This window comes from Fulvimonas soli, from assembly GCF_003148905.1.
GTDB classification, from domain to species: Bacteria; Pseudomonadota; Gammaproteobacteria; order Xanthomonadales; family Rhodanobacteraceae; genus Fulvimonas; species Fulvimonas soli.
Genome location: NZ_QGHC01000013.1, coordinates 59966 through 78677, shown reverse-complemented (window position 1 = coordinate 78677; position 18712 = coordinate 59966). Strand labels below are relative to the sequence as shown.

Here is an 18712-nt window from a genome sequence, read left to right as displayed (position 1 = left end):
TGTGCATGTTGTTCCCCTCGCCGATGGAAGCTGGCTGTTTGGCGACATCAGCTTCGCCCTCCGGTCAGAGGGGAACAACCTCTTGAAACATCACATCTAGCGCTAAGTCTGGAAGCCGAGTTGGATCGATTGTCTGTCCCGGAGTGGGGCGAGGGGGCAAGAAATTGGAGATGGCCCGCATGTCTGCAACGCGTCCGTCATCGTAAGGAGCGCTTCGATGACCAGTCTTGACCGACATGCCTATGTCTACATGCAACTGCCTCGATCGAATTGAGGTGGTTACGGGTGGCTACTGCGAACTGGATTTCCCGCAAGGCATGCCGTCGGGCGGCTCATCTCCAGCTCGGCCTACTTCAATCGGCCCGATGTTGTCACACACGAGCCATACGAACCGCCGCTGACGCTGTGGCGAATGAGGACGGTGAGCTGAAGTGCATCTTCGGTACCTTGCGCGACGCTTCGCCCGATGTTTGGAAGAGCCGCATCATCGAGAAGCACGCTGGGCGCAGCGACCTGGCCGAGGTCGACTTTCTGCTCAATTCTCCCGAGGGGCGCGCTGGCGCACTTTCCTTTGGCAGGGGGGATTGCCGAAGGATGCTCGACACGGTCAGTTGGCCAGCCAGATATTCGAAAAGCCTTTGGGCGACTGAATTAGCCGGTTGAGTATTGGCTGGCTCTGCTAAAATTCACGCCCTGCGTACCACGTTGGTCCGTTGTCTAGTCTGGTTCCAAGACGTCTCATGCAAGCCCGGTTGTGCAGTGGGGGGACGTGTGGGGGATTGATCGAGAGGTCGAGGAAAATTTCATGCTAAAACAACTGGTTGCGTTCTGTGCCCGCGAACAGGTGCAGAACATCGAATGAGGACGCGCGCACCGATCCGGCGGCTCCGCCAAGGGCGGCCCCTCGCCCCGACCCTCTCCCCGGCGGGGAGAGGAAGCGAACGCGCGCGTCGCCATGCAGGCTGAGGCGGGCACCCTGTTCGTGGTCGCCGCGCCCTCCGGCGCCGGCAAGTCCACCCTGGTCAACGCGCTGCTGGAGCGCGAGCCGGCGATCTCGCTGTCGGTCTCGCACACCACGCGGCTGCCGCGGCCGGGCGAGCAGTACGGGCGGCACTACTACTTCGTCGAGCGCGCCGAGTTCGAGCGCGAGGTCGCCGACGGCATCTTCCTGGAGCACGCCGAGGTGCACGGCAACCTCTACGGCACCTCGCGCCGCACCGTGCAGGAGCTGCTGGGGCAGGGCCGCGACGTGCTGCTGGAGATCGACTGGCAGGGCGCGCGGCAGATCCGCGCCGCCAAGCCGGACTGCGTGAGCGTGTTCATCCTGCCGCCCTCGCGCGCCGAGCTGGAGCGGCGCCTGCGCGGGCGCGGCTCGGACGCGCCCGAGGTGATCGAGCGGCGCCTGCACAACTCGCGCGAGGAGATCGCCCACGCGCACGAGTTCGACTACATCATCGTCAACGACCGCTTCGAGGACGCGCTGGCCGACCTGCAGGCGATCGTGCGCGCGGTGCGCCAGCGCAGCGCCCTGCAGTGGCGCCGCCACGAGACCTTGATCGCCGAGCTGCTGGCCCCATAAGGGTGCCGCGTGGCGGCACCGCGGCGCTTCCGCTACCTTGTCATCCTTCGCGGCCGAAGCCTTCCCCCATGACCGATTCCGCCCGCACGCCATCCGACGACGAAGCGCTGGTGCGCGTCCGTGGCCTGACCACGGTGCTCAGCGGCAAGACCATCTTCGACGCGCTGGACCTGGACATCCCGCGCGGCCGCATCACCGCCATCATGGGCCCCAGCGGCACCGGCAAGACCACCCTGCTCAAGCACATCACCGGGCAGATGCGAGGCGACGCCGGCGAGGTGTGGGTGGACGGCGTGAACGTGCCGGCGCTCGACCGCCGGCAGCTGTTCGCGCTGCGCGAGAAGATCGGCTACCTGTTCCAGAACTCCGCGCTGCTCACCGACTTCGACGTGTTCGAGAACGTGGCCTTCCCGCTGCGCCAGCACACCGACCTGCCGGAGGAGCTGATCCGCAACGTGGTGCTGACCAAGCTGCAGGCGGTGGGGCTGCGCGGCGCCGCCGGGCTGATGCCGAGCGAGCTGTCCGGCGGCATGGCGCGGCGGGTGGCGCTGGCGCGGGCGATCGTGTTCGACCCGATGCTGATCCTCTACGACGAGCCGTTCGTGGGCCTGGACCCGATCGCGCTCAACCAGGTGCTCAAGCTGATCCGCACGCTCAACCAGACGCTGGGCCTGACCAGCGTGCTGGTGGCGCACGAGCTGGAGGCGATCAAGCAGGTGGCCGACCACATCTACCTGATCGCCAACGGCAAGGTGGTGGCGCACGGCGACCCCAACGCCATCGCCGGCGACGGCTCGCCGTGGACGCGGCAGTTCTTCGGCGGCGAGGCGGACGGCCCGGTGCCGTTCCAGTACCCGGCCGGCGACTACGCGCAGGCGCTGGGCTTCCCCGGAGGCGCGGCATGAACGGGCGCGCGGCCTCCGACAACGTGGTGCTGCGCTCGCTGGCGCAGATCGGCGACTGCGGCCTGTTCCTGCTGACCCTGCTGGCGGCGGTCCCGCGCAGCCTGCGTCACGCGCGCGAGACGGTGCGGCAGGTCTGGTTCATCGGCGCGCTCAGCCTCACCATCATCATGGTCTGCGGCCTGTTCGTGGGCATGGTGCTGGCGCTGCAGCTGTACCACGTGCTGTCGATCTTCGGCGGCACCGCGGCCACCGGCGAGGTGGTGGCGCTGGCGGTGTACCGCGAGCTGGGGCCGGTGCTCACCGCGCTGCTGTTCGCCGGCCGCGCCGGCACCTCGATCACCGCCGAGATCGGCCTGATGCGCGCCACCGACCAGCTCGCGGCGATGGAAATGATGGCGGTGGACCCGGTCGCCTACGTGGCCGCGCCGCGCTTCCTGGGCGGGCTGATCGCGATGCCGCTGCTGGCCTGCGTGTTCTGCGCCACCACGCTGCTCGGCAGCCACCTGGTCGGGGTGAGCTGGCTGGGCATCGACAACGGCACCTTCTGGTCGAACATGATCGCCGCGGTGGAGCTGCGCACCGACGTGGTCAACGGCATCCTGTGGAAGAGCCTGGTGTTCGGCGCGGTGGTGTCGCTGATCGCGGTGTTCCAGGGCTACACCACGCCGCCGACCAGCGAGGGCGTGGCCTACGCCACCACCCGCACCGTGGTCGCCTCGTCCATCGCCATCCTGGCGCTGGACTTCGTGCTCACCGCCTTCCTGATGTGAGCGCCATGCCACTACCCGTTTCGATTCCCGCGAGGATGCTGTCGTGAGCCAGAGAAAATCCTATGCCGTCGGCACCGGCCTGTTCATCGTGCTCGGCTTCGCCACGCTGGCCTATCTCGCCACCCAGACCACCTCGGTGGCCAACGTGCGGCTGGGCGACACCTACACGGTGGACGTGGAGTTCGCCAACGTCGGCCAGCTCAAGGAGCGCGCGCCGGTGAAGGTGGCGGGCGTGCGCGTCGGCCAGGTGAAGTCGATCGACCTGGCGCCGGGCAAGGAGGCGGCCGACGTGAAGCTGGCCATCGACAAGCGCTTCGACAAGATCCCCGAGGACTCGGTCGCCACCATCTTCACCAGCGGCCTGCTCGGCGATCAGTACGTGGGCATCGAGTTCGGCCACGCCAGGAAGATGCTGGCCGACGGCGGCAGGCTGGCGCTGACCCGCCCGGCGCAGCAGCTGGAGGAGATGCTCGGCAAGTTCTTCGGCGCCGGCGGCGCGGCGGACAACCTGGGCGGCACCTACACGGTGAAGGCGCGCTTCTCCAACGTCGGCGCGCTGTCGGCGGGCGCGCCGGTGAAGATGGCCGGCGTGGCGATCGGCAGCGTCGCCTCGGTGCAGGCCGACCCGGTCAAGCTGGACGCCGTGGTCACCCTGGCGATCGACAGGAAATACGACCAGATCCCCGACGACTCGGCCGCCGCGGTGTTCACCAGCGGTTTGATCGGCAGCCAGTACGTTGCGATCCAGCCGGGCGGCTCGCCGGACATGCTGAAGGACGGCGACGAGCTGGTGCTGACCCAGTCGGCGATGCAGCTGGAGGACCTGATCGGCAAGTTCCTGGTCAACGGCTCGCCGGGCGAGAAGAAGCCCGGCACCTCGCCCGACGCTTCCGCCGGCAAGCAGTGATGCCGGCCTTCCCCCACAAGGAGTTCCCCATGTTGCGCAGTCTGGCCCTCGCCATCGCCCTCGCGGCCGGCAGTCTCGCCGCCGCCCCGGTCCTCGCCCAGGACGCATCGGCGGACGCTTCCCAGCAGAGCCCCGAGCAGGTCGTGCAGGCGATCACCAAGGACCTGGACAAGACCATCGCCGGCCACCGCGACGAGCTGAAGAACGACAAGGAAAAGCTCATCGCGGTCATCGACGACGTGTTCCTGCCGCACTTCGACATCGACTACGCCTCGATCCTGGTGCTCGGCCAGCACGCGCGCGAGGCCAGCCCGGCGCAGCGCGAGCGCTTCGCCAAGGCGTTCTACAACTCGATCACCCACCGCTACGCCGAGGGCCTGCTCAACTACACCAAGGGCGCGGTGAAGGTGCTGCCGTTCAACGGCGACCTCAACGAGAAGCGCACCGTGGTGCGCACCCAGGTGGTGCTGGACGACGGCAAGACGGTGTCGGTGGACTACGCCTTCCGCAGGAGCAAGAGCGGCGACTGGAAGGCCTACGACGTGATCATCGAGGGCATCTCCTACGTCACCAACTACCGCAACCAGGTGGACGCGGAGATCCGCAAGGTCGGCATCGACCAGCTCATCACCAACCTGGAGACCCAGGGCGAGAAGGCGCTGGAGACGCTGGAGAAGGACAGCAAGGCGCCGTCCTCGCCATGAGCCAGGGCGCTTTCCGGCTTTCCCGCGCCGCGCCGGGCACGCTCGGCCTGGAAGGCGAGCTGAGCTTCGCCACCGCCGCCGCCGCGCTGCGCGAGATCGGCGCCGCGGTGCGGGCGGAGCGGCCGCGCCGGCTGGACCTGGCCGGCCTCGCGCGCAGCGACAGCGCGGGGCTGGCCTGCCTGCTGGCGGTGCAGGCGGACGCCGCGCGCCGGGGCGGGCGCCTGGAGGTGGTCAACATGCCGGCCGGGATGCGCGCGCTGGCGCGGCTGTGCGAGGTGGAGGCCCTCGCCGGCTGAGTCCCGCGCGTCCGGCACGCACGGAAAAGGGGCCGCGCGGCCCCTTTTCCGTTTCCGCGCCGCCGCGCTACTGCTTCTGCGGCGGCGGCTGGCCTTCCGGCGGCTGGTTGGCCTGTCCCGGATGCTGGTTCTCCCACTGGTGCTGCTCGTCGAGCAGCTGCTCCGGGTCGAAGTCGTCGTCCTTGAGCCCCTGCATCTGCTCGATGATCTCGGCCGGCGGGTTGCCGTCGTAGATCTCGTAGATGCGCTGCTGGCGGTAGGCGTCGCGCAGGAACACGTAGGGGTCGTAGGCCGACTTCAGGAAGCCCTCGGCGTCGATGGCGCGCGCGCGCAGCGTGACCAGGTAGAGCACCTCGGGCAGGTAGTACTGGCCGGCCTTGAAGTCGTGGTGGCGGGCGTAGCGGCTCAGCGGGTCGAAGAAGTAGCTGTCCACCGGCAGGCGCCACACGTCGCGCGCGGTGGTCGGGCCGACGAAGGGCAGCATCAGGAAGTCGCCCTCCGGCACGCCCCAGCGCGCGAGGGTCACGCCGAAGTCGTTGTCCTCCAGCGGCAGGCCGAGCTGGCTGGCCGGGTCGAAGAAGCCGCCGATGCCCAGCGTCAGGTTCACCAGGAAGCGCCCGCTGCTCTTCAGCGCCTGCTTCGGCCGCGCCTGCAGGAGGTCGTTGGCGATGGTGACCGGCATGCGCAGGTTGGTGAAGAAGTCGCTGATCGAGCGGCGCACCGGCGGGTTGGTCACCTTGCGGTAACCGACCGCCACGGGGCGGATCACCGCCCGGTCCAGCGCATCGTTGAAGGCGTAGACCTTGCGGTTGTACTTCTCCAGCGGGTCGTCGGTACGCGGCTTGGCGATGGCGCAGCCGGCGAGCAGGGCCACCGCGACCAGCGGCATCCAGCGGCTCGGCGAGAGAAGGCGGCGAAAGGGGGGCATGGGGCGAGCAGGCAGCGGGGAAAGACGCAAAATTGTACTTCCTGGTATTGTATTTTGCACGTCCATGACGATCCCTGTCCCGCGCTGAACCGCGCATGATACGCGCGCGCCGCATTGCCAGCCAAGGTCCCGCTGGCTACACTGTCAAACCGTATAAGTCGCTTTATCGCTTGAGGATTTCACATGGCCCGCATTACCGTGGAAGACTGCCTCGAGGTGGTCGACAACCGTTTCGAACTGGTGCTGATGGCGACCAAGCGCGCCCGGCAGCTGTCGAAGGGTGCCGAGCCGGCGGTCAACCCCGACAACGACAAGCCCACCGTGCTCGCCCTGCGCGAGATCGCCGACCGCCGCATCGACCAGGCCACCATCGACGAGATCGACCGCGCCGAGCGCGAGCGCGCCGAGCGCGAGGCCCTGGAATGGGCGGCCGCCGAGGTGGACGACGACCTGTCCAAGGGCGGCGACGACTGATGGACGGCGGCGGCTGTCGACAGCGCCGCCGCAAGCCCGGCCCCGCGGGCGCCGGGCATCTTTCCTGCCGCGCGGCCCGCGCCGGCGGCCCGTTGCGCGAGGTGTCCGCCTGAGCGGGCAGCGCATTCCCATGCCGACGACCGCGGCCCCCCCGGCCGCGGACCCGTCCGTGCTGCCCCCCTACGTGCTGGCGCTGAAGGAGCGCATCGCCTACCTGCCCGAGCCGCAGGTGGCGCGCGTGCTGCGCGCCTACGAGGTGGGCGCCCGCGCGCACGAGGGCCAGGCGCGCAAGAGCGGCGAGCCCTACATCACCCATCCGGTCGCCGTGGCCGGCATCCTCGCCGAGCTGGGGCTGGACGCCGAGACGATCATCGCGGCGATCCTGCACGACACGCTGGAGGACACCGCGCTCAGCCGCACCGAGCTGGCCAGCGAGTTCGGCGAGACCGTGGCCGAGCTGGTCGACGGCGTCACCAAGCTGGACAAGATGCGCTTCTCCAGCCGGCAGGAGGCCGACGCGGAGAGCTTCCGCAAGATGCTGCTGGCGATGGCGCGCGACCTGCGCGTGATCCTGATCAAGCTGGCCGACCGCCTGCACAACATGCGCACGCTGGGCGCCAAGGACGCCGCATCGCGCCGCCGCATCGCGCGCGAGACGCTGGAGATCTACGCGCCGATCGCGCAGCGGCTGGGCATGAACAAGTTCAAGGCGGAGCTGCAGGACCTGGGCTTCCGCGCGCTCTATCCCGACCGCTACCGGGTGATCAGCGAGCGCATCCGCGCCGCGCTGGGCAACCGCCGCGAGGCGATGGCGAAGATCGAGAACGCGCTGTCCGCGCGGCTGGCCGCCGAGCACCTGCCGGCGCGCGTGGTGGGGCGGATCAAGTCGCCGTGGAGCATCTATTCGAAGATGCGCAACGAGCACAAGAGCTTCGCCCAGCTGATGGACGTGTACGGCTTCCGCGTGGTGGTGGACAGCGCGATGCGCTGCTACATGGCGCTGGGCGCGGTGCATTCGCTGTACAAGCCGGTGGACCGCCGCTTCAAGGACTTCATCGCCATCCCCAAGGCCAACGGCTACCAGTCGCTGCACACCGTGCTGCTGGGGCCGTTCGGCGCGCCGATCGAGGTGCAGGTGCGCACCGAGGAGATGGACCAGGTGGCCGAGCGCGGCGTGGCCGCGCACTGGGCCTACAAGACCGAGAGCGGCCCGGCCAACAGCGCGCAGGCGCGCGCGCGCGAGTGGCTGTCCTCGCTGGCCGACAGCCAGGCCAACACGCCCTCGCCGGCGGAGTTCATCGAGAACGTCAAGATCGACCTGTTCCCGGACGAGGTCTACCTGTTCACCCCGCGCGGCGACATCCTCTCGCTGCCGCGCAACGCCACCGCGCTGGACTTCGCCTACGCGGTGCACACCGACGTGGGCGACCACGCGGTGGCCGCGCGCGTGGACAAGAAGCTGGTGCCGCTGCGCACGCGGCTGGAGTCCGGCCAGCTGGTGGAGATCATCACCGCGCCGTCGGCGCTGCCCAACCCGGCCTGGCTGGAGTTCGTGGTCACCGGCAAGGCGCGCACGGCGATCCGCCAGCACCTCAAGCGCCTGCAGCACGAGGACGCGGTGGACTTCGGCCACCGCATGCTCGACCGCGCGCTCGACGCGCTGGGCAGCAGCCTGGACGCGATCCCGCCGGCGGTGCTCGACCGCTTCCTGCAGGACTCCAAGCTGCACCGGCTGGAGGAACTGCTGGCCGACATCGCGCTGGGCAACCGCATGCCCGACCAGGTGGCCACCCAGCTGGTCGCCGCGCGCGGCGAGAAGGTGCGCGCGGGCAAGGCGGCGCCGCACGCCAGCGAGAAGATCCGCATCACCGGCGCCGAGCGCGGCGTGCTCAGCTTCGCCAACTGCTGCCATCCGCTGCCCGGCGACGAGATCATCGGCTACCTGTCGCCCGGCAAGGGCATCGTGGTGCATCGGGTGGAGTGCCCGAACGTGGCCGAGCTGCGCAAGTCGCCCGAGCGCTGCGTGGCGATCGAGTGGGACCGCGACGTGCAGGGCGACTTCAAGGCCGAGCTGCGCATCGAGGTGATCAACCGCCCCGGCGTGCTGGCCACCATCGCCGCGGCGATCGCCGCGGCCGACTCCAACATCGAGAACGTGGAATACGTCGAGCGCGACGCCGCCGCCGCCACGCTGCTGTTCACCATGGAAGTGAAGAACCGCAAGCACCTGGCCGACGTGATCCGCCGCGTGCGCCGCACCGGCGTGGTCAGCGGCGCCTACCGCTATCCGCTCTGAGGCGCCTGTTCGAGATCTTCCGAGTAAAGAGGCCAGGAAGGCCGGCGGGATGAACTGCGGGCGGGGGTCGAGGCGGCGCTCGGTCGTTAGCGGGCTCGGGCCAGATTGATCGCGGCCTCCGGCCGCGATGCGCAGACCATTCCCGCTCCCGCCATGCCGCGCCGCCGGTCCGCTTTTGCGCACGCCCCACCCATGCGCAACCATGGCTTTTCGCTCGTCATTCCGGCGCCGCGCGCTCTGCGCGCCGCGCGCTGGTCCGGCCCGCGCCGGGACGGTGCCCTGGGCGCAACCGTCGCCGCGCCCCGCGCTGTCGGCCGCGCGCGTCCCGTTCTAGACTGGCGGGCCTTCCCGCAACGACGAGGCCCCCATGTCCCGCCAGATCATCGCCACCGACCAGGCGCCCGCCGCGATCGGCCCCTACTCGCAGGCCGTGCGCGCCGGCGGCACCGTGTACTTCTCCGGCCAGATCCCGCTCGACCCGGCCACCGGCGCGCTGGTCGAGGGCGACATCGCCGCGCAGACCCGGCGCGTGTTCGACAACCTCAAGGCGGTGGCGGAAGCGGCCGGCGGCGCGCTGGACAAGATCGTGCGCGTGGGCATCTACGTCACCGACCTGGCCCACTTCGGCGAGGTGAACGCGGTGATGGCCGAGTACTTCGCGCAGCCGTATCCCGCGCGCTCCACCATCGAGGTCGCCGGCCTGCCCAGGGGCGCGCAGGTGGAGGTGGACGCGGTGATGGTGCTGGACTGAGGCGCCGCCGCGGCATGCGCCGACAGTCCTTGCCGCATCCGCCCGGCTAGGCTTGCGCCATGCCCGCGCGCGCCGCCGTCCCTGCCGCCGCCGACCCCGGCTCGACGCCGGTGGCCGTGCTGCCCGGCGTGGGGCCGGCGCTGGCCGAGGCGCTGGCGCGGCTGGGCCTGGAGCGCGTGCAGGACCTCTGGTTCCACCTGCCGTTGCGCTACGAGGACCGCACCCGGATCACGCCGATCGCCGAGCTCCGTCCCGGCATGCGCGCGCAGGTCGCCGGCGTGGTCGAGGCGGTCGAGCGCGGCTTCCGCTACCGCCCGCAGCTCAAGGTGGCGCTGGGCGACGACTCGCGGCAGACCCTGCTGCTGCGCTTCTTCCATTTCCACCGCGCGCAGGCCGAGCTGCTCGCGCCCGGCACGCGCCTGCTGTGCTACGGCGAGGTGCGGCTGGGCGCGGCCGGGCTGGAGATGGTGCATCCGCAGTACCAGCGCCTGGCCAGCGACGCGCCGCCAACGCTGGAGGCGCTGCTCAGCCCGGTCTACCCGGCCACCGAGGGGCTGGGGCAGAGGCGGCTGGCCGGGGTGATCGGCAAGGCGCTGGCGCTGCTGCCGCCGGAGGCGTCGCTGGAACTGATCCCGCCGGCGCTGTGCGCCGAGCTGGGCCTGACCTCGCTGCGCGAGGCACTGCTGTACGTGCACCGCCCGCCGGCCGACGCCGACCTCGCGCAACTCACCCAGGGCCGCCATCCGGCGCAGCGGCGGCTGGCCTTCGAGGAGCTGCTGGCCCAGCACCTGAGCCTGAAGCGCCTGCGCGCGGCGGTGCGCCGCCGGCACGCGCCCGCGCTGGCCGGCGATGGCGCGCTGCGCCGGCAACTGCTGCAGGCCCTGCCGTTCCGGCCGACCGGCGCGCAGCGGCGCGTGGCCGAGGAGGTCGCCGCCGACCTGGCGCGGCCGCGGCCGATGCTGCGGCTGGTGCAGGGCGACGTCGGCTCCGGCAAGACCCTGGTCGCGGCGCTGGCGGCGCTGGCGGCGGTCGAGGCCGGCCACCAGGTCGCGCTGATGGCGCCCACCGAGCTGCTGGCCGGGCAGCACCTGGCCAACTTCCGCCGCTGGCTGGAGCCGCTCGGCGTCGCGGTCGAGTGGCTGGCCGGCAAGGTGCAGGGCCGCGCGCGCCGGCAGGCGCTGCAGCGCGTGGCGGAGGGCGCGCCGGTGGCGATCGGCACCCACGCGCTGATGCAGGAGGGCGTCGCCTTCGCGCGGCTGGGGCTGGTGATCGTCGACGAGCAGCACCGCTTCGGCGTGCAGCAGCGCCTGGCGCTGCGCGACAAGGGGCGGGAAGGCGACCTGGTGCCGCACCAGCTGGTGCTCACCGCCACGCCGATCCCGCGCACGCTGGCGATGGCCGCCTACGCCGACCTCGACGTCTCCTCGATCGACGAGCTGCCGCCGGGCCGCACGCCGGTGCGGACGGTGGCGGTGTCCAACGCGCGCCGCGCCGAGGTGATCGAGCGCATCCGCGCCGCCTGCGCGGAAGGACGGCAGGCGTACTGGGTGTGCACGCTGATCGAGGAGTCCGAGCAGCTGCGCGCGCAGGCCGCCGAGGTGGCGCACGCGGAGCTCTCCGCGGCGCTGGCGGGGCTTCCGGTCGGGCTGGTCCACGGCCGCATGAAGCCGAAGGAGAAGCAGGCGGCGATGGACGCCTTCAAGGCCGGCGCCATCGCCGTGCTGGTCGCCACCACGGTGATCGAGGTGGGCGTGGACGTGCCCAACGCCAGCCTGATGGTGATCGAGAACAGCGAGCGGCTGGGCCTGGCCCAGCTGCACCAGCTGCGCGGGCGGGTGGGGCGCGGCGCCACGGCGTCCAGCTGCGTGCTGCTGTACCAGCCGCCGCTGGGGCAGCTCGCGCGCGAGCGGCTCAACGTGATGCGCGAGACCACCGACGGCTTCCGCATCGCCGAGAAGGACCTGGAGCTGCGCGGCCCCGGCGAGGTGCTGGGCACCCGCCAGACCGGCCAGCTCAGCTTCCGCATCGCCGACCTGGCGCGCGACGCGCACCTGCTGCCGGGCGTGCAGCGGGTGGGCGAGCGCCTGCTCGCCGAGCATCCGCGCCGCGCGCAGGCGCTGGTCGAGCGCTGGATCGGCGGCGCGGCGCGCTACGCGCATGCGTGAGGGGGCAGGGACGAGTAGTGAGTGGTGAGGGCGCGGGGATCGGCGTTGCCGCATGGCCCCGTGCCTCCAGTGCGCGCCCGCCTCTTCAGGTGAGCCGCCAAGAACCGCTATTGTAGAAAGCACCCTCCAGGCCGACGGCAGGCCGCGATCATCGCGCCCTCGCTACTCGTCCCTCATCCCTCGCCCCTCATCCCCCATGCCCACCCGCCCCCAACTCCTCATCGACACCGACCCCGGCGTGGACGACGCCCTGGCCATCCTGATGGCGCACGCGCACGCCGACGTGGCGGGGCTGAGCATCGCCGCCGGCAACGTCGGCATCGGCCACACCGTGCGCAACGCCTGCACGCTGGTGGACCTGCTCGGCGCGGCCACGCCGGTGTTCCCCGGTTGTCCCGGCCCGCTGGTGCGGGCGCCGGAGGAGGACGCCGCCTTCGTGCATGGCGCGGACGGCTTCGGCGACGTCGGCTTCCCCGCGCCCGCCGCCGCGCCGGCGGACGAGGCCGCCGCGCTGGCGCTGCTGCGCCTCGCCCGCGAGCGCCCCGGCGAGCTGACCCTGGTGGCGCTGGCGCCGCTGACCAACCTGGCGCTGGCGCTGCGGCTGGACCCCGCGCTGCCCGCGCGGGTGAAGCGGCTGGTGGTGATGGGCGGCGCGGTCACCGGGCACGGCAACACCGACAAGGTGCCGGCCGAGTTCAACGTGGGCTTCGACCCGGAGGCGGCCCACGTGGTGTTCGAGGCCTTCCCGCATTTCGAGCTGGTCGACTGGGAGGCCACCCTGCGGCACGCCTTCGACGAGGACGAGTTCGACCGCTGGCTGGCCGCCGGCGACGCCCGGGCCGGGTTCTTCGGCCGCGTGTTCGGCACCGCGCGCGCGTTCAACCGGCGCAAGGCGCGCCGCGGCATCATCGCCGCCGACGCGCTGGCGATGGCGGTGGCGATCGACCCGTCCATCGTCACCCGCCGGGAAAGCCGCCACGTGGCGGTGGAGCTGGACGGCCGCCTCACCCGCGGCGCCACCGTGGTGGACTGGGCCGGCCGGCTGGGCCGCCCGGCCAACGCCGACATCGTGCTGGAGGTGGACCAGGTGCGGTTCGGGGCGATGGTGCGGGCGGCGCTGGGGGCGGCGGGCGAGGGATGAGGGGCGAGTAGCGAGTAGCGAGTAGCGAGTAGCGAGGGCGGCCAGCCGGGGGCTTCGGGCGGTCGCGGTCCTCGCGCCCTCGCTACCCGTCCCTTCCAGACCGTCATCTTGCGCAACCCGCAAGCCCCCCTCTACAATATCGTCCTTTTCACCCACCGCTTTGAGTCCGACATGAAGCCCGATATCCATCCGAACTACCGTCCGGTGGTGTTCCAGGACCTGTCGTCCGACTTCGCGTTCCTGACGCGTTCGACGATCGCCACCAAGGAAACCATCAAGTGGGAGGACGGCAACGAGTACCCGCTGGTCAAGGTGGATATCTCCAGCCACTCGCATCCGTTCTACACCGGCAAGCAGAAGACCATCGACGCCGGCGGCCGCGTCGACAAGTTCCGCCGCCGCTACGCGCAGAAGTGATGGCCTGCGCCGGCCGCCGCGGCGGCCGGCCGGCCGGTCTCCCACGGGGTGGTCCGTAAGGGCCGCCCCGTGTCCGTTTGCGCGCTCCGCGGGAGCGGCTTTCGACCATCCGCTATCGGATGTTCGCGGCGGCGATGTGCGATAATGCGTGGATGCACCGCCGCCATCCCCCGCGGCGGGTGCCCGATCCCCACGCCGGCCGGCGCCTTTCCGAGGTCGCTCCGGCGCGACCTATGCGAAGGAGGTATCCGTGTCCGATCCCAAGACCGTCAAGCTGGTCGATGAGTCGAATCACCGCAGCAGCGAGCTTCCCCTGCTGAGCGGCACGCTCGGCCCGGCCTGCATCGACCTGTCCACGCTGTACAAGGACACCGGCCACTTCACCTTCGACCCGGGCTTCGGCGCCACCGCCAGCACCAAGAGCGCGATCACCTACATCGACGGCGACCAGGGCGTGCTGCTGTACCGCGGCTACCCGATCGAGCAGCTGGCGGAGAAGTCCAGCTTCCTCGAGGTGGCCTACCTGCTGCTCCACGGCGAGCTGCCGAAGAAGGACGAGTTCGCCGCCTTCGAGCACCAGATCACGCATCACACGATGATGCACGAGTCGCTGAAGAACTTCTTCCAGGGCTTCCACCACGACGCGCACCCGATGGCGATGCTGGCCGCCGCGGTGGCCTCGCTGTCGGCGTTCTACCACGACGACCTGAACGTGGACGACCCGGAGGACCGCAAGCTCGCCGCGATCCGCCTGATCGCCAAGATGCCGACCATCGCCGCGGCCTGCTACCGCTACTCGATCGGCTGGCCGTTCCGCTACCCGCGCAACAACCTCGAGTACGTCAGCCGCTTCCTGCACATGATGTTCGAGGTGCCGAGCGAGCCGCTGCAGCTCAACCCGGTGGCGGCCAAGGCGCTGGACCTGCTGTTCATCCTGCACGCCGACCACGAGCAGAACGCCTCCACCTCGACGGTGCGCCTGGTCGGCTCCACCGGCGCCAACCCGTACGCCTCGATCGCCGCGGGCATCACCGCGCTGTGGGGCCCCGCGCACGGCGGCGCCAACGAGGCGGTGCTGAAGATGCTGGAGGAGATCGGCACGCCGGACCAGGTCGAGAAGGCCGTGCTGCGCGCCAAGGACAAGAACGACAACTTCCGCCTGATGGGCTTCGGCCACCGCGTCTACAAGAACTTCGACCCGCGCGCCAAGATCATCCGCGAGATGACCCACAAGGTGCTGGGCGAGCTGGGCGTGAACGACCCGCTGCTGGAAGTGGCGGTGAAGCTGGAGGAGGCGGCGCTGAAGGACGACTACTTCGTCGAGCGCAAGCTGTACCCGAACGTCGACTTCTACTCGGGCATCATCTACAAGGCGCTGAACATCCCCACCGAGATGTTCACGGTGATGTTCGCCATCGCCCGCACCGCGGGCTGGATCGCGCACTGGATCGAGCAGCACGAGACCCCCGGCTCGCGCATCGGCCGTCCGCGCCAGCTCTACGTGGGCTCGGGCGTGCGCGACTACGTGCCGGCGGACAAGCGCTGAGCGACCGGCCTTCCGCCCGCAGGACGCGAAACGCCCCGGCCATGCCGGGGCGTTTTTCGTTGGGGGCTTGCCTCGTGCGTTGCTTCCTCCGGAACGATGGCCTCTCCGTAGAGAGAGGCGCACCGCAACCTGGCGCCACGATGCGGGCCTTGCGCCCTCTCCCCTCCGGGGAGAGGGCCGGGGTGAGGGGCCATACCGCGAAAGGGCTGCCGATAAAGCGTGCCCGTCGATCGGCATGCGCTGCGAGTCGATCAGCGTACCCGCGAGCTTGCCCCCTCACCTCATTCCTTCTCCCCGGAGGGGAGAGGAGGCGCGACAAGCCGGCGTTGCGGCGACCTTGCTTCGATGCCTCGATGGGAAAGGCGCAGCAACCGCGAACGGTCACCGCCGCACGGCAGCCAGTATCCGCTCGAACTCGTCGTCCCCGTCCGGCGCGGCCAGCAGTTCCTCCACGCCGGCCAGCGAGGCGCGGCGCATCGGCTTCTCGTCGATGCGGTCCAGCGGCGCCTGGCGCAGCGCGTTGCGCGGCAGCACGGTGAGGTCGAACGGCAGGCCGTCGGCGGCGAACAGCAGCACCGGGTATTCCGCCTGCATGTCGCGGCTGACGCGCAGGCGGCGGGTCTGCGTCTCCGCCGGCACGCCGTGCTCGCGCAGGAACAGCGCCACCGCGTCCGGGTCGTCGCTGAACACGTGCAGGCACACCGCCGAGTGCTCGTCGGCGGTGCCGTCGAGCACCGCGCCGACCAGGCGCGGATCGAAGCGGGCGAGGAAGCGCATCGCCTCCACCGCGGCCTCGCGGCGGGCGCGCAGCGCCTGCGGCTGGCGGTCGGCCTGGAAGATGCGCTGGCGCTCGCGCAGCGCCTGCTCGACCTCGTGGTTGCGCGGCAGCGCCTGCGCGTCGAGCACGCCCAGGCGCTCGGCGGCCTTGAGCTTGGCGTGGTGGAAGTCGCGGATGCCGTGCTCGCTCATCAGGCGGGCGGCCTCCTGGGCGACCCGCAGGCGGTTGCGCTGCATGCGGTCCTGGGCATGGATGCGATGGTGTTCGCCGCGTGCCATGGTGCTCCTCCTTCCCAGCGCTGCGCGGCCAAGGCTACCGCAATCGCATGGCGGGAAGTAACCGGGCATGGCCCGCGCGCCGCGCGCAAGCTTTTGCGGCCCGGCCCGCGCCGCCGTGCCGGCGGCGGCGCGCTCAGAAGATGTCGTAGGCGTGCTGGTCCTGCTCGTTCTGCTGCTGCTGGGTGGCCAGCGCGCGCAGGCGGTCCACGTCCTCGACCTTGAAGATCTCGTTCATCGCGTTGGGGTCTTCCGGCGTGGTGGGCAGGCCGCTGGAGCGGTTGATCAGCACGGTGCTGATGCCGGGCGGCATCGGCAGCGCGGCCGACGGCGCGTCCTTGAGCGCCACCCGCATGTAGTCCATCCAGATCGGCAGCGCGGCCTGCGCGCCGAACTCGCCCACGCCGCGCGCCTTGCCCAGCGAGCTGAAGTCGTCGAAGCCGACCCACACCGCGCTGACCACGCCGGTGTCGAAGCCGACGAACCAGGCGTCGCGGTGGTCGTTGGTGGAGCCGGTCTTGCCGGCCAGGTCGTCGCGGCCCAGCGCCTTGGCGGCGAAGCCGGTGCCGCGCAGGATCACGTCCTTCATCAGCGAGGTGACCAGGTAGTCGTTGCGCACGTCGATCACGTGCGGGGCGAGCTCCGGCGCATGCTCGCCGGCGGCGTGCGCGTCCGCGGGCAGCGGCGCGGTGGTGGCCGGCGCGGCCGCCGCGGAGGCGGCGGAGGCCACCACCGCGTTGCCCGGGGCCTTGGCGGCGTCGGGCGGCGGCGGGCCCGGCGGGGTCGGATTGAGCAGGCGCTCCTGGCAGGTGCGGCAGGCGCGGGCCGGGTTGGCGACGTAGACCGGCTTGCCGTCGCGGTCGTCGATCTCGCTGATGAAGTAGGGCGTGACCAGGTAGCCGCCGTTGGCGAACACCGCGTAGCCGCGCGCCATGCTCATCGGCGAGACCGAGGCGGTGCCCAGCGCCATCGACAGGTTGTTGGGCAGCGCGTCGAGCGGGAAGCCGAAGCGGGTGACGTAGTCGCGCGCGTAGCGCACGCCGATGGCGTCCAGCAGGCGCACCGAGACCAGGTTCTTCGACTGCACCAGCGCCTCGCGCAGGCGGATCGGGCCGTCGAACTTGTCGTCGTCGTTGGAGGGCGTCCACAGGCCGCCCGGGCGCGACGGGTCGGGCAGGGCGAGCGGGGCGTCGTTGACGATCGAGGCGGGGGTGAAGCCGCGCTCGAACGCCGCCGAGTAGATGTAGGGCTTGAAGCTGGAGCCGGGCTGGCGCGCCGCCATCACCGCGCGGTTGAACTTGCTGCGCAGGAAGTTGAAGCCGCCCACCAGGGCCTGCACCGCGCCGTCCTCGGGGTTGAGCGAGACCAGCGCGCCCTGCACGGCCGGCAGCTGGGTCAGCTGCCACTTGCCGTCGCCGTCGCGCGCCAGGCGCACGATGTCGCCGCGCTTGAGCACGGCGTCCACCGCCCTCGGCGCGGCGCCGACCCGGGTCTCGCTGATGTACGGGCGCGCCCACGCCATCGCGGCGAGGTCGAGCGTGACGCTGTCGCGGCTGGCCAGGTAGAGCGTGGCCTGCGTCGCCGAGCTGGCGGTGACCAGCGCCGGCTGCATGCCGGCCAGGTCGGTGTAGCCGGCGAGGATGCGGTCGAAGTCCGCCGCGCCGGCGTCCGGCGCCAGCTCCTGGTGCGCCTCCGGGCCGCGCCAGCCGTGGCGGTGGTCGTAGTCCACCAGGCCCTTGCGCACCGCCTCGGTCGCCGCCTGCTGGCGCGTACTGTCGAGCGTGGTCCTGACCACGTAGCCCTCGGTGAGCGCGTCGTTGCCGAGGCGGTCCAGCGCCTGCTGGCGCACCATCTCGGCCAGGTAGGGCGCGTCCACCTCGATCGGCTGCTCGTGCGGGTAGGCGTCGTTGGGCTCGGCGATCGCCTGCTGGTACTCGGCCTGGCCGATGTAGCGGTGCTCCAGCATCTGCCCCAGCACCCAGTTGCGCCGGGCGAGCATGCGCTTGGGGTTGTTGATGGGGTTGACCACCGAGGGCAGCTGGAAGGTGGAGGCGAGGGTGGCGCACTGCGCCACGGTCAGCTGGTCCAGGGTCTTGCCGTAGTAGTACTCGGCCGCCGCGGCCACGCCGTAGGAGCGGTGGCCCAGGAACATCTTGTTGAGGTAGAGCTCCAGGATCTGGTCCTTGCTGAGCTCGTTCTCCATGCGCAGCGCGATGAAGATCTCGGTGAGCTTGCGCGAGTAGAGCTTCTCCGGGCTGAGGAAGAAGTTGCGCGCCACCTGCTGGGTGATGGTGGAGCCGCCCGGGCCCTTGTCGCCGCCGGAGATCAGCACGTGCCAGCCGGCGCGGGCGATGCCGTGCCAGTCCACGCCGGGGTGGCTGTAGAAGTCGGCGTCCTCGGCGGCCAGCACGGCGTGCTTGAGCCGGTCGGGCACGTGGGCGATGTCGACCGGGATGCGCCGCGTCTCGCCGAAGCTGGCGATCAGCTTGCCGTCCGCGCTCAGCACCCGCAGCGGCACCTGCATGTGGTAGTCCTTCAGCTGCGACACCGAAGGCAGCCGCGGCGCGATCAGCCAGTAGGCCACGCCCACGGCCAGCACGGCGAGCAACAGCCCGGTGAAGGCCAGGATCAGGGCCCAGCGCAGCAGACGCTTCAGAATTCGCATGGCTTTTGGGAAGAGCGAGACGTGAGTCAAACCGGACAGAGTATAGATGTTGCAGTATTCCCCACATGAGCACGGCGGCCCAGAGCAAAAAACAGGCCATTGCCGCCGATGGCCC

Annotated in this window: 16 protein-coding genes; 13 read left to right on the top strand and 3 right to left on the bottom strand. The window is 70.8% G+C overall.

What is annotated here, in order from left to right:
- Positions 1 to 955 precede the first annotated feature (955 nt).
- From gmk to C7456_RS14525, 6 genes are all read left to right on the top strand, one after another.
- Positions 956 to 1579, top strand: coding sequence for a guanylate kinase (gene gmk, locus C7456_RS14550; protein ID WP_109724528.1), 624 nt, complete (start codon positions 956 to 958; stop codon positions 1577 to 1579).
- 68 nt (positions 1580 to 1647) lie between these two features.
- Entirely contained in the window at positions 1648 to 2484 is an 837-nt protein-coding gene (locus C7456_RS14545; RefSeq protein ID WP_109724527.1) for an ABC transporter ATP-binding protein, read from the top strand.
- Positions 2481 to 3254 carry a lipid asymmetry maintenance ABC transporter permease subunit MlaE gene (mlaE, locus tag C7456_RS14540; protein WP_109724526.1) on the top strand — a complete coding sequence of 258 codons (774 nt, stop codon included), beginning with the start codon at positions 2481 to 2483 and terminating at the stop codon, positions 3252 to 3254. Before C7456_RS14545 ends, mlaE begins: the two co-directional genes overlap by 4 nt.
- A gap of 43 nt (positions 3255 to 3297) precedes the next feature.
- Complete coding sequence (gene mlaD, locus C7456_RS14535) at positions 3298 to 4161, top strand: outer membrane lipid asymmetry maintenance protein MlaD (RefSeq protein ID WP_109724525.1); 864 nt, start codon at positions 3298 to 3300, stop codon at positions 4159 to 4161.
- A gap of 29 nt (positions 4162 to 4190) precedes the next feature.
- Positions 4191 to 4865, top strand: coding sequence for an MlaC/ttg2D family ABC transporter substrate-binding protein (locus C7456_RS14530; protein ID WP_109724534.1), 675 nt, complete (start codon positions 4191 to 4193; stop codon positions 4863 to 4865).
- Positions 4862 to 5161, top strand: a complete 300-nt coding sequence (locus C7456_RS14525) for an STAS domain-containing protein (RefSeq protein ID WP_109724524.1) — start codon at positions 4862 to 4864, stop codon at positions 5159 to 5161. Before C7456_RS14530 ends, C7456_RS14525 begins: the two co-directional genes overlap by 4 nt.
- Positions 5162 to 5228: 67 nt before the next feature.
- Here the strand turns inward: C7456_RS14525 and C7456_RS14520 are convergent, their stop codons facing one another.
- On the bottom strand, positions 5229 to 6089 hold the full coding sequence (locus C7456_RS14520; protein WP_245889886.1) for an MlaA family lipoprotein: 861 nt from the start codon (positions 6087 to 6089) through the stop codon (positions 5229 to 5231).
- Positions 6090 to 6272: 183 nt separating this feature from the next.
- On the opposite strand from C7456_RS14520, the gene rpoZ reads away from it, so the two are divergent.
- The 7 genes from rpoZ (at position 6273) to C7456_RS14485 (ending at position 14879) form a co-directional block, all read left to right on the top strand.
- Positions 6273 to 6563 (top strand): DNA-directed RNA polymerase subunit omega, encoded by a 291-nt coding sequence (gene rpoZ / locus C7456_RS14515; protein WP_109724522.1) that lies wholly within the window; start codon positions 6273 to 6275, stop codon positions 6561 to 6563.
- Between the two features lie 130 nt (positions 6564 to 6693).
- Positions 6694 to 8859: a RelA/SpoT family protein gene (locus C7456_RS14510; protein WP_109724521.1), complete on the top strand. Its 2166-nt coding sequence runs from the start codon at positions 6694 to 6696 to the stop codon at positions 8857 to 8859.
- A 367-nt stretch (positions 8860 to 9226) separates the two neighbouring features.
- A complete protein-coding gene (locus C7456_RS14505; protein ID WP_109724520.1) occupies positions 9227 to 9610 on the top strand; it encodes a RidA family protein in 384 nt (127 codons plus the stop codon).
- A 59-nt stretch (positions 9611 to 9669) separates the two neighbouring features.
- Positions 9670 to 11775 carry an ATP-dependent DNA helicase RecG gene (gene recG, locus C7456_RS14500; protein WP_109724519.1) on the top strand — a complete coding sequence of 702 codons (2106 nt, stop codon included), beginning with the start codon at positions 9670 to 9672 and terminating at the stop codon, positions 11773 to 11775.
- A gap of 196 nt (positions 11776 to 11971) precedes the next feature.
- Positions 11972 to 12916, top strand: coding sequence for a nucleoside hydrolase (locus tag C7456_RS14495; RefSeq protein ID WP_109724518.1), 945 nt, complete (start codon positions 11972 to 11974; stop codon positions 12914 to 12916).
- A 171-nt stretch (positions 12917 to 13087) separates the two neighbouring features.
- A complete protein-coding gene (locus C7456_RS14490) occupies positions 13088 to 13333 on the top strand; it encodes a type B 50S ribosomal protein L31 (RefSeq protein WP_109724517.1) in 246 nt (81 codons plus the stop codon).
- A 250-nt stretch (positions 13334 to 13583) separates the two neighbouring features.
- On the top strand, positions 13584 to 14879 hold the full coding sequence (locus tag C7456_RS14485) for a citrate synthase (protein WP_109724516.1): 1296 nt from the start codon (positions 13584 to 13586) through the stop codon (positions 14877 to 14879).
- A gap of 381 nt (positions 14880 to 15260) precedes the next feature.
- On the opposite strand, the gene C7456_RS14480 is transcribed toward C7456_RS14485, so the two are convergent.
- Both C7456_RS14480 and C7456_RS14475 read right to left on the bottom strand, forming a co-directional pair.
- Positions 15261 to 15935 carry a hypothetical protein gene (locus tag C7456_RS14480; protein ID WP_109724515.1) on the bottom strand — a complete coding sequence of 225 codons (675 nt, stop codon included), beginning with the start codon at positions 15933 to 15935 and terminating at the stop codon, positions 15261 to 15263.
- 133 nt (positions 15936 to 16068) lie between these two features.
- Positions 16069 to 18597 carry a penicillin-binding protein 1A gene (locus tag C7456_RS14475; RefSeq protein ID WP_109724514.1) on the bottom strand — a complete coding sequence of 843 codons (2529 nt, stop codon included), beginning with the start codon at positions 18595 to 18597 and terminating at the stop codon, positions 16069 to 16071.
- Between the last annotated feature and the right edge of the window lie 115 nt (positions 18598 to 18712).